10 protein-coding genes are annotated in these 10,364 nt (G+C 64.5%); 4 read left to right on the top strand and 6 right to left on the bottom strand.

Features of this window, described 5'->3' with window-relative positions:
* Positions 1 to 76 precede the first annotated feature (76 nt).
* The 6 genes from QM590_RS25245 to QM590_RS25220 form a co-directional block, all read right to left on the bottom strand.
* On the bottom strand, positions 77 to 1,246 hold the full coding sequence (locus tag QM590_RS25245) for an ABC transporter ATP-binding protein (protein WP_094641297.1): 1,170 nt from the start codon (positions 1,244 to 1,246) through the stop codon (positions 77 to 79).
* 5 nt (positions 1,247 to 1,251) lie between these two features.
* Positions 1,252 to 2,085 (bottom strand): carbohydrate ABC transporter permease, encoded by an 834-nt coding sequence (locus QM590_RS25240; RefSeq protein ID WP_032375916.1) that lies wholly within the window; start codon positions 2,083 to 2,085, stop codon positions 1,252 to 1,254.
* Entirely contained in the window at positions 2,085 to 3,035 is a 951-nt protein-coding gene (locus QM590_RS25235; protein ID WP_094670643.1) for a carbohydrate ABC transporter permease, read from the bottom strand. The genes QM590_RS25240 and QM590_RS25235 overlap by 1 nt, the downstream gene beginning before the upstream one ends.
* Positions 3,032 to 4,354, bottom strand: coding sequence for an ABC transporter substrate-binding protein (locus tag QM590_RS25230; RefSeq protein WP_094688034.1), 1,323 nt, complete (start codon positions 4,352 to 4,354; stop codon positions 3,032 to 3,034). Before QM590_RS25230 ends, QM590_RS25235 begins: the two co-directional genes overlap by 4 nt.
* Positions 4,355 to 4,549: 195 nt before the next feature.
* Positions 4,550 to 5,038 carry a YflT domain-containing protein gene (locus tag QM590_RS25225; protein ID WP_057475533.1) on the bottom strand — a complete coding sequence of 163 codons (489 nt, stop codon included), beginning with the start codon at positions 5,036 to 5,038 and terminating at the stop codon, positions 4,550 to 4,552.
* 98 nt (positions 5,039 to 5,136) lie between these two features.
* Positions 5,137 to 6,093, bottom strand: a complete 957-nt coding sequence (locus QM590_RS25220; RefSeq protein WP_411741390.1) for an HpcH/HpaI aldolase/citrate lyase family protein — start codon at positions 6,091 to 6,093, stop codon at positions 5,137 to 5,139.
* A gap of 59 nt (positions 6,094 to 6,152) precedes the next feature.
* Here QM590_RS25220 and QM590_RS25215 point away from each other — a divergent pair, with 59 nt between their 5' ends.
* The 4 genes from QM590_RS25215 to QM590_RS25200 all read left to right on the top strand — a co-directional run bounded on the left by QM590_RS25215 (position 6,153) and on the right by QM590_RS25200 (position 10,171).
* Positions 6,153 to 7,427, top strand: coding sequence for a magnesium transporter MgtE N-terminal domain-containing protein (locus tag QM590_RS25215; RefSeq protein ID WP_068053108.1), 1,275 nt, complete (start codon positions 6,153 to 6,155; stop codon positions 7,425 to 7,427).
* Between the two features lie 20 nt (positions 7,428 to 7,447).
* Complete coding sequence (locus QM590_RS25210) at positions 7,448 to 7,987, top strand: DUF1003 domain-containing protein (protein WP_149407932.1); 540 nt, start codon at positions 7,448 to 7,450, stop codon at positions 7,985 to 7,987.
* Positions 7,988 to 8,100: 113 nt separating this feature from the next.
* The gene (locus QM590_RS25205; protein WP_188078850.1) at positions 8,101 to 8,973 is read left to right on the top strand and encodes a lytic transglycosylase domain-containing protein; all 873 of its coding nucleotides are present in this window, start codon (positions 8,101 to 8,103) and stop codon (positions 8,971 to 8,973) included.
* A gap of 61 nt (positions 8,974 to 9,034) precedes the next feature.
* Entirely contained in the window at positions 9,035 to 10,171 is a 1,137-nt protein-coding gene (locus tag QM590_RS25200) for an Mrp/NBP35 family ATP-binding protein (protein ID WP_068053099.1), read from the top strand.
* Positions 10,172 to 10,364: the final 193 nt, after the last annotated feature.

The following is a 10,364-nucleotide window of genomic DNA, read 5'->3' as shown; positions in this document are numbered from 1 at the left end:
GAGTACAACAAACGACTGCTCGTTGCGACGACCACGTGAACCCGTCACGAGTTTCCGCGCACATGCGCGCAGCGCTCTACAGCGTCAGGTTCGCACCCGAGGCCTGGTCGAACACCGAGATCTTCGCCGGGTCGAACCACAGTTCCACCTGACCACCCTCGGCGGCCTTGGATTCGGCGGCCAGGCGGGCGACCACCTGTGCGCCACCGAGATCGGCGATACCCGCGTCGGCTGCGAGCTCCTGCAGCTCGCTGGATTCGACCCGGGCACCCTTGAGCGTGAAGTACACGTACTTGTCACTACCCATCGACTCGAGCACGTCGACGGTGGCGGTGAAGGTGGCACCGCTCATCTTCTGGTAGCCGTCGATCAGGGCTGCGTCCTCGAAGTGCTCGGGGCGGATGCCGACTACCACTTCGCGGCCCGGGTTCTTGGCCTTGATCGCGTCCATCCGCTCGAGCGGGATGTCGATCTCACCGAGCGCGGTCGACACTCCGTTCGCGGTGAGCTGTCCGGGAACGAAGTTCATCGAGGGCGATCCGATGAAGCCGCCCACGAACAGGTTTCGCGGCTTGTCGTAGAGCTCCTGTGGAGAACCGATCTGCTGCACCAATCCGCCGCGCAGCACCACGACGCGATCGCCGAGGGTCATGGCCTCGGTCTGGTCGTGCGTGACGTACACGGTGGTGGTGCCGAGCCGCTTCTGCAACCGCGAGATCTCGGCGCGAGTCTGCACACGCAGCTTCGCGTCGAGGTTGGACAGCGGCTCGTCCATCAGGAACGCACTGGGGGTACGAACGATGGCGCGGCCCATGGCAACTCGCTGACGCTGACCGCCGGAGAGGTTCGCCGGCTTGCGGTCGAGGTGCTGACTGAGGTCGAGGATCTTGGCTGCCTCTTCGACCTTGCTGTTGATCTCCGACTTCGAGAGCTTCGCGAGCGTGAGAGGGAAGGCGATGTTCTGCCGCACCGTCATGTGCGGATACAGCGCGTACGACTGGAACACCATCGCGATGTCGCGATCCTTCGGTGCCTTCTCGTTGACGCGCTCCCCCGCGATGCGCAGCTCGCCGGACGAGATGTCCTCTAGACCGGCGATCATGTTGAGCGTCGTGGATTTTCCGCAACCGGACGGGCCGACGAGGATGATGAACTCGCCGTCGGCGATGGTGATGTCGACGTCGCTGACGGCAGCCGCGCCGTCGGGGTAGAGCTTGGTGACTTTGTCGAGAACGATTTCGGCCATGACGGTTATCCCTTCACTGCGCCGGACGTCAAGCCCGCCACGATACGTCGTTGGAAGAAGAGCACGAAAATGATGATCGGGATCGTGATGACGACTGCTGCCGCCGCGATCGATCCCGTTGGCTCCTCGAACTGAGAGCTACCGGTGAACTGCGAGATGGCCGCCGGGACGGTGACCGAACGTTCCGTCGCCGTCAACGAGATGGCGAGCAGGAGGTCGTTCCAGGCGAAGATGAACACCAGAATGGCGGCGGTGACGATGCCGGGTGCGGCCAGCGGGGCGATGACCTTGCGGAACGCCTGTGCCGGCGTCGCGCCGTCCATCTTCGCTGCCTTTTCGAGCTCCCACGGAATCTCGCGGAAGAACGCCGACAGGGTGTAGATCGCCAACGGCAACGCGAAGGTGATGTACGGAATGATCAGCCCCGGCCAGGTGTCGAACAGTCCCAGCGAGCGGGAGATGTCGAACAGCGGCGTCACCAGGGAGATCTGGGGGAACATCGCAATGAGCAGCGCTGCACCGACCAGAGCCTTCTTTCCCGGAAAGTCCAGACGCGCAACGGCATACGCGGCCATCGTGCCGATCACCACGGCGATCACGGTGGTGATCAGTCCGATACCGATCGAGTTGACCAACGCCGAGGTGAACTGATTGGTCGAGAAGATGCCCTTGTAGTTGTCGAAAGTGATCGAACGAGGAATGAAGTTGCCGTCGGCGATGGTGGCCGTCGACTTGAACGAGAGGCTGATGATCCACAGCAGTGGAACGAGTGCGTAGAGCAGGACGAGGACGTTGACGACCGTCCAACCGACCTTCTTGCGAGGCGTAACAGTGGTCATTACTTGCGGCCTCCGTCGTCGGATCCCGGTGCCGATGCACCGAACAACTTGATGAACACGAACGCGATGATCGCGACGCAGAAGAAGATCAGAATGCTGATCGCCGACCCGAGCCCGAGGTTGAACGCACCGAACAGGTTGTTGTAACCGAGAATCGAGACCGATCCGGTTTCGTTGCTACCGCGGGTGAGGACGTAGATGTTGTCGAAGATGCGGAACGCGTCGAGGGTGCGGAAGAGCACCGCGACGAGAATCGCCGGCTTCATCAACGGAATCGTGATGCGCATCAGCCTGGTCCACGCACCCGCTCCGTCGACCTCGGCCGCCTTGAGCAGATCGTCGGGCACCAGCGCCAGGCCTGCCAGAAGAAGCAGCGCCATGAACGGCGTCGTCTTCCAGACCTCGGCCAGTACGACGATCGCCAGCGACGGGAACTGCTCGGTGAGCGGAGCACTACCGTCGGGCAGCAGATTGGCGAGATAGCCCGTGCCTGGGGTCCACGCGTAGTACCAGCTGTACGCGGCGGCGACGGTCACGATGCCGTACGGGATGAGCACCACGGTGCGTACGAGTCCGCGACCGAAGATGGTGCGGTGCATGACCAGAGCCACCGCCAGGCCGAGGATGAACTCGATGATCACCGAGATGATCGTGATGCCTGCCGTCACACTGAACGCGGTCCACCAGTAGCCGTCGGACAGCACGGTCACGTAGTTGGAGATACCGACGAATTCACGATCCTCGGGGAATGCGAGGTTGTACTTCTGCAGACTGAGCCAGAACGCGTAGATGATCGGATACCCGGTGACCGCGATCATCAGCAGGGCGGCGGGTGCAATGAGCATCAGCCCCAGGCGACGTTCGGCCTTCTTGCCGTCGGAGACGTTCTTCAGAGCCGCCTGCTTGTCGACAGGCTGCGATGCGGGCTGTGACTCGGTGGTGGCGCTCATGGAATCAACCCTTCGGAATTGACGGCCTTGGAGACCAGATCTGCGAGCTTGTCCACGTCGGCCACCGGATCGATGTTCTGCGGCGGGTTGAGCGCATCGGTCAGCAGAATCGAAATGCTCTGGTAGGCAGGCGAAACGGGTCGCACAGCCGCAGATTCGATGGAACCGAGAACCCCTTCCCACGCGGGATAGACGGCCTGGAACTCGGGATCGGAGTACAGCGACTTCAGCACCGGCGGCACACCACCGTTGACTGCGTTGTTGCGCTGGTTCTCCTCGTTGGTGAGGCACTCGACGGCCTCCCACGCGAGATCCTCGTGCTGAGTGGTCTTCGCGACACCGATGTTGAAGCCACCGATGGTGACCTTCGCGGGCTCGCCCGGGTTCACCTCCGGATACGGCGCGCTACGGAAGACCTCGGCGATGCGTGCGTCCTGCTGATCCTCGGGCACCGTCGACAGGTCGAGGAACGAGACGGCACCGGCAACGGCGTTCTCCTTCAACCCGGGCAGCACGAACGGGTAGTTGACCTGGAATGCCATCCGTCCCGATTCCATGCCGAGGCGGGCAGTTGCCTCGTCGCTCTGCGAGACCGAGGGATCGCGGCCGTCGGCCGTGGCCACTCGCTTGATGATCTCGAGAGCTTTCTCGGTGGCGGCGCGATGCTCGGGAGTGTCGTTCAGCGTCACCGTCGTTCCGTCCTCGGCGACGACCGAACCACCAGCGCTCTCGAGCAGCGAGTTGAACCAGACCATGAAGCCCTCGTACTGCTTTGCCTGAACGCCGATCTGTGCGGGCTTGCCCGCCGCCGCATTGGCCTCGGCCACGTCGATCAGCTGATCCCACGTCTGCGGCGGCACTCCGTCGGGTACCTCGTCCGGGCGGTACCAGAGCAACTGGGTGTTGGAGTTGAGCGGCACCGCGTACAGCTGATCCTGCCACTCTGCCGTGGCGAGTGGGCCCTCGAGCGTGGCACCGTCGCGCAGCTTCTCGGACAGGTCCTCCGGGACGGGCAATGCCCATCCGGCCTCGGCGAACTCGGCCGTCCAGACGACGTCGAGTGTCATCAGATCCAGCGTCCTGTCGTTGCCGGCGAGGCGCCGCGCGAGCTGGAGCCGCTGATCGTTGGCGCTCTTGGGCAGAGTCCGTTGCTCCACTCGGTAGCGGCCGTTGGAGGCGTCGGAACACACCTGTGCCGCAGCGGCGTACTGCTCTGCGCCGTCTGCGGCAGTGTAGAAACTCAGAACCGGAACCGAACTGTCGGACGAACCACACGCTGCGAGCAACGGACTCGTGACCAGAGCCGCTGCCGCCAACACCCCTATCCTCGTTGCTTTTCCACGCCTACGACCACGATGTCTCGGCACTTTCCGCCTCCGTACGTTCAGTTACTCGCGCAGCACATTGTGTGGGACTGCCGTGCACGAAAGAAACGTAACCGAACTCACTGGCATAGAGGGCGATTTGGGGCTATTCCGTTACCTGTCGGTTGCCTGGTCGTCCACCAGGTGTGATCAGATCGACAGTTTGGCGAGCAGGTCGCGTGCTTTCTCCGCGGTTCGCGGCTCGCAGATGACGTCGTATCGGCCCGCGACCAACTGCATGCTCGACGCGAAATCTCGCTGCCCCTTGGTGGCCGCGTACGGAATGGACGCCGAGATCAGGCCGAAGATGATGCCGCCGCCGACGCCGATGAGCAGCGCTCCGAAGATGTTCTCACTGAAGATGCCGAGGACCAGGCCGAGGAAGACTCCCAGCCAGGCACCCGAAACAATGCCTCCACCAATGACTTTGGGCCAGGTGAGGCGGCCGAGCACGCGTTCGACCTGCATCAGGTCGACACCGACGATCGTCACGTCCTGCACCGAGAACTCTTCGTCGGAGAGGTAGTCGACGGCGCGCTGCGCCTCGGCGTAGGTGGGGTAGGAACCGATAGGCCAGCCGGAGGGCGGAGTCGGCAGGCCCTGCCCTGGGCGACCGGGCTGCGAGAGGGGATTGGTCATGGCTCCATTGTGCCCCGAAACGGACTCTTCTGGTCGCTTCTGCAGGCTCCGCTCCTGCACCGTCACACCCATTGTTCTGTCCGCGAACACGGCGCGGATCAGGAGGTGGGCGGCTCGAACGTCGTCGTGCGCGTCATTCCTGCCGCACGTCCCTTCGCCGAGACGACGAGCGCCATCTTGCGGCTCGCCTCGTCGATCATCTCGTCGCCCAACATCACTGCGCCACGACCGCCGCCCGCCGCGGAGGTGTGGAACTCGTACGCGTCGAGAATCATCTCGGCCTTGTCGTAGTCGGCCTGACGCGGCGCGAAGATCTCGTTGGCGGCCTCGATCTGCGTCGGGTGCAGCACCCACTTGCCGTCGAAACCGAGACTGGCCGTCCGGCCCGCCGCCCGGCGAAAGGCGTCGAGATCGCGAATCTGCAGATACGGACCGTCGATTGCCTGCAGACCGTGTGTTCGGGCGGCGAGCAGGATGGTCATCAGAATGTGGTGGTAGGCGTCGCCCGTGTCGTAACCGACCGGCTGCTCGCCGACGACCAGGGTGCGCATGTTGACGCTGGCCATAAGGTCTGCGGGACCGAACACCAGGGTTTGCACCCGCGGGCTCGCGGTCGCGATCTCGTCGATGTTGCGCAGACTGCGGGCGCTCTCGATCTGCGGCTCGATTCCGATGGCTCCGACGTCGAGTCCGTGCTCTTTCTCGAGCTGGGTGAGCAGCAGATCCAACGCCTGCACGTGCGCGGCGCACTCCACCTTCGGCAGCAGGATGGCGTCGAGATTGCGTCCGGCACCGGACACGACGTCGATGACGTCCCCGTACGTCCACTGCGTCGTCCAGTCGTTGACGCGTACCACCTTGATCTGATCGCCCCAGCCATCGGAGTTCAGAGCATCGACGATGCGTGCGCGGGCCTCGACTTTCGCGATGGGCGCGACGGCGTCTTCGAGATCGAGGAAGATCGCGTCGGCAGGCAGTCCCTTGGCCTTGGCGATCATCTTGTCCGAACTGCCCGGAACGGCCAGCACCGATCTCCGTAGGCCCGACGCATTCACTGCAGCACAACCCCTGTCTGATTCATCGTCTGTATCGCCCAACCTCTAACCTTGCCATCATGGCAGCACTGAGCAAGGTATTCGCGGCCAGGCTCGCCGGCCTGGGCGTCCTGGGCCCCGACGGCGAATCCATCGGCCGAGTTCGCGACGTGGTCATCTCGATGCGGGTCGGCAGAGCGCAACCCAGAGTCCTCGGCCTCGTGGTCGAATTGGCAACGCGCCGAAGAATTTTCGTACCGATGCTCAGAGTCACCAGTATCGAGCCCAACTCGGTTCAACTCACGACCGGCAACGTCAGTCTGCGGCGATTCACCCAGCGCGCGAACGAGATCCTGGTGTTCGCCCAGATCCTCGACTCCAAGGTGCGCGTCGACGACCCCGAGCTCGACGAGCTGCACGACGCCGATTCCATCGTCGTCGATCTGGGTATCGAGCTCACCCGAACGCGGGACTGGGTTGTCGCGCGAGTAGCGGTACGCAAGCAACGTCAGCGCCTGGCGCGCCGCGGTGCCATCCACGTCGTGGACTGGCTACACGTGCAGGGACTCACGCAGAACGAACTGTCGATGCCCGATCAGGGTGTGGCACAGCTGCTCATGCAGTTCGAGGACCTGCGCGCGGCCGATGTCGCCAACGCGATGCGCGAGCTTCCCGTCAAACGACGCATGGAAGTCGCACGGGCCCTCGACGACGAACGGCTCGCCGACGTCGTCCAGGAACTGCCCGACGACGATCAGGTGGAGCTGATGCACTACCTCGGCGTCGACCGCGGTGCCGACGTGCTCGAGGCCATGGACCCCGACGACGCCGCCGACCTCCTCGGAGAGCTGCCCGAGACCGAAGCGGAATCGCTTCTGCGACTGATGGATCCGGAGGACTCCGCACCCGTCCGACGGCTGCTCGAACACTCCCCCGACACCGCCGGTGGTCTGATGACCCCCGAACCCGTCGTACTCACCGCATCGACGACGGTGGCCGAAGCTCTCGCCCGGGTACGCAACCCCGACCTGACGCCCGCGCTCGCCTCACTGGTGTTCGTGGTGCGGCCGCCCACCGCCACTCCCACCGGGCCGTACCTCGGCTGCGTACATCTGCAGCAGTTACTTCGAGAACCCCCGGCGAGTCTGGTCGGCGGCGTGGTGGACAGCGCGCTGCCGCGCTTGTCGCCCGAGGACAGCCTCACCGCCGTGACGAGATACTTCGCGACGTACAACCTCGTCTGCGGCCCGGTGGTCGACGACGAGGACCACCTGGTCGGGGCCGTGACCGTGGACGACGTCCTCGATCACCTGCTGCCCGAGGACTGGCGAGATCAGGAAGTGGCCGGACAGTGAAAGAAACAGCACGCCAGAGAATGGACACTCCGCGCGGATCGCGGATGTTCAACGTCAACGTGGACTTCGACCTCGGCAGGTCGGGCGAGAAGGCCGCGAGGTTCCTCGGTACCGGCCGCTACCTGGCAATCCAGACGGGCATCGTGATCGTCTGGATCTTCCTCAACGTCGTGGCGGTCAATCTCAGGTGGGACCCGTATCCCTTCATCCTGCTCAACCTCGCGTTCTCAACCCAGGCCGCGTACGCAGCTCCGCTGATTCTGCTGGCCCAGAATCGGCAGGACGACCGAGACCGCGTCTCGCTCGAGGAGGACCGTTCTCGCGCACAACAGACGAAGGCCGACACCGAGTTCCTCGCTCGCGAGTTGGCATCGCTGCGGATCGCGGTCGGCGAGGTCGCCACCCGCGACTACCTGCGCCGCGAACTCGACGAGATCAAGGCGCTCCTCGAGCAGGCGACGGGCCAGCCCACAGCGACTCCGAAGAAAGCACGGAAGAAGGCCGCCGCCAGGGTGCAGGACGACTCGGGCACCCCGGAGGTCCCCGACCTCGATACGTAGCGGCCCGCTCTGTAACGGCCCGATAACGGAACAGTCTCGAATCAGGTACCCTCGATCCCGGTCATCGGTCGGGCCCCGGTTGTCATCCGGGGAAATCAGGAGGTACAGCACGCGTGGGTCGTCACAGAAAAGCATCGACTTCCAAGGTCCGACGGAATTCGGTGATTGCTCTGGCAGGTCTCGTCCCCGCAGGACTCGTCACCGCCGCCACCAGCGCCGGAGCCACGGAATACATTCCGTTCGTCTCGGCCAAGACCACCCCGGCCGCCCAGGAATCGAACTCCGTGGTGGAGACTCCGCAGCCGATCGCCCAGGACCAGCAGGCGCAGCCGGTGGCTCAGGCCGAGCAGCCGGTGCCCGCCGCGGTCCCCGCACCCGCGCCGGTTCCCGAGATCCCGCCCACACCCGAGCTACCCACCAACCTCGCCGTCAGCCCCATCGCCATCCCGGTCGTCAACGTCTCGGCGTACAAGAACGCCGAGCGGATCCTGGCCCAGCAGCAACCCGGTTGCGGTATCAGCTGGACCGTCATCGCCGGCATCGGCCGCGTCGAATCCACCCACGCCAACAACGGCAAGGTCGACGACTCGGGCGAGCTGCACGAGCCCATCCTCGGCCCCCGGCTGAACGGAACCCTCGCCGGCAACCAGGTGATTCGTGACACCGACGGCGGGGCGCTCGACGGCGATGCCGAATACGACCGCGCTGTCGGACCCATGCAGTTCCTGCCCTCGACGTGGAACCTCTATCACGCCGACGGCAACGGCGACGGTGTCTCCGACCCGCAGAACCTGTTCGACGCAGCCCTGGCCACCGGTATGTACCTGTGCGACAACGGCACCGACATGCGCGATCTGGGATCGACCACCAAAGCGATCCTGCGCTACAACAATTCGATGGCCTACGTAGCGAACGTGCTCGCGTGGTCGGCCGGCTACGCCACCGGCATCGTCCCGTCCTCGGACCAGCTGCCCCGCATTCACTGACATCGCGCCCGCGCCTGCCCTGCTGTCCATCGGCGCACAACCCACCGCCTAGCATGAGGCAATGGCTGTACTGACCGAATCCGACGTTCGGACCGCGCTCACGAAGGTGATCGACCCCGAGATCCGCAAACCCATCACCGACCTCGGGATGGTCAAGAGCATCGACATCTCCGACGACGGCGCGGTCGGCGTCGGCATCTATCTGACCACCTCCGGCTGCCCGATGAAGACCGAAATCAGCGATCGCGTGAAGAACGCCGTCGCCGACGTCGCCGGCGTGGGCACCGTGACGGTCGAACTCGACGTCATGAACGACGAGCAGCGCACCGAACTACGCAAGTCTCTGCGCGGCGATTCCGCGGAGCCGATCATTCCCTTCGCGCAACCCGGATCCCTGACCCGCGTGTACGCGGTGGCGTCGGGCAAGGGCGGCGTGGGCAAGTCCAGCGTGACGGTCAATCTCGCCGCATCACTGACCGCCCGTGGGCTGTCGGTCGGTGTGCTCGACGCCGACATCTACGGTCACTCCGTGCCCCGGATGCTTGGAAACGACGCGCGGCCGACGCAGGTCGAGAAGATGATCATGCCGCCGCAGGCGCACGGAGTGAAGTTCATCTCGATCGCGCAGTTCACCCAGGGCAACACCCCCGTCGTCTGGCGCGGGCCGATGCTGCACCGCGCACTGCAGCAGTTCCTCGCCGATGTCTTCTGGGGCGATCTGGACGTACTGCTGCTCGATCTCCCGCCCGGCACCGGTGACGTGGCGATTTCTGTCGCCCAACTCATTCCGAGTGCCGAGATCCTCGTCGTGACGACCCCGCAGCAGGCCGCGGCCGAGGTGGCCGAACGAGCGGGCGCAATTGCATTGCAGACGCGTCAGCGCGTGGCAGGCGTCGTGGAGAACATGTCGTGGCTCGAGCTGCCCGACGGTACCCGGATGGACATCTTCGGATCCGGTGGCGGACAGGACGTATCCGACAGACTGACCAAGGCCGTCGGTGCGAGCGTTCCGCTACTGGGCCAGATTCCCCTCGACACCGCCGTCCGGGAGGGCGGAGACGCCGGAACGCCGATCGTGCTGAGCAACCCGGAATCGCCGGCTGCCCAGGCACTGGAGGCAGTGGCTGCCAAATTGGCAGTCCGCGAACGCGGACTGGTCGGCATGTCACTCGGAATCGACTCGGCCCGCAAGCTCTAGCGGACCGAACCTGCTTCCCACTGCCGCGTCTGCTTCCCCGCCGCGTCAATGGACCCTTGAACGGCCGAGACGCCTGTAATGGAACATTCACGCAGCAGCAGGTTCTGCGTGAATGAACCATTGCCGCGCTCAGACGTGTGTGCACCGCTCCCCGGAAGTTGGACTGAGTAATTCAGTTCCGACTACCGGGGAG

The sequence above is a fragment of the Rhodococcus sp. IEGM 1372 genome (genome assembly GCF_030056835.1).
In the GTDB taxonomy this organism is placed as follows: Bacteria; Actinomycetota; Actinomycetes; order Mycobacteriales; family Mycobacteriaceae; genus Rhodococcoides.
This window is presented reverse-complemented; position numbering and strand designations above follow the sequence as displayed.

What these genes read in the sequence shown, in the direction of transcription:
- QM590_RS25245 (WP_094641297.1), bottom strand. Translation starts at nt 1,246, where the DNA reads ATGGCCGAAATCGTTCTCGACAAAGTCACCAAGCTCTACCCCGACGGC.
- QM590_RS25240 (WP_032375916.1), bottom strand. Translation starts at nt 2,085, where the DNA reads ATGACCACTGTTACGCCTCGCAAGAAGGTCGGTTGGACGGTCGTCAAC.
- QM590_RS25235 (WP_094670643.1), bottom strand. Translation starts at nt 3,035, where the DNA reads ATGAGCGCCACCACCGAGTCACAGCCCGCATCGCAGCCTGTCGACAAG.
- QM590_RS25225 (WP_057475533.1), bottom strand. Translation starts at nt 5,038, where the DNA reads ATGACCAATCCCCTCTCGCAGCCCGGTCGCCCAGGGCAGGGCCTGCCG.
- QM590_RS25215 (WP_068053108.1), top strand. Translation starts at nt 6,153, where the DNA reads ATGGCAGCACTGAGCAAGGTATTCGCGGCCAGGCTCGCCGGCCTGGGC.
- QM590_RS25210 (WP_149407932.1), top strand. Translation starts at nt 7,448, where the DNA reads ATGGACACTCCGCGCGGATCGCGGATGTTCAACGTCAACGTGGACTTC.
- QM590_RS25200 (WP_068053099.1), top strand. Translation starts at nt 9,035, where the DNA reads ATGGCTGTACTGACCGAATCCGACGTTCGGACCGCGCTCACGAAGGTG.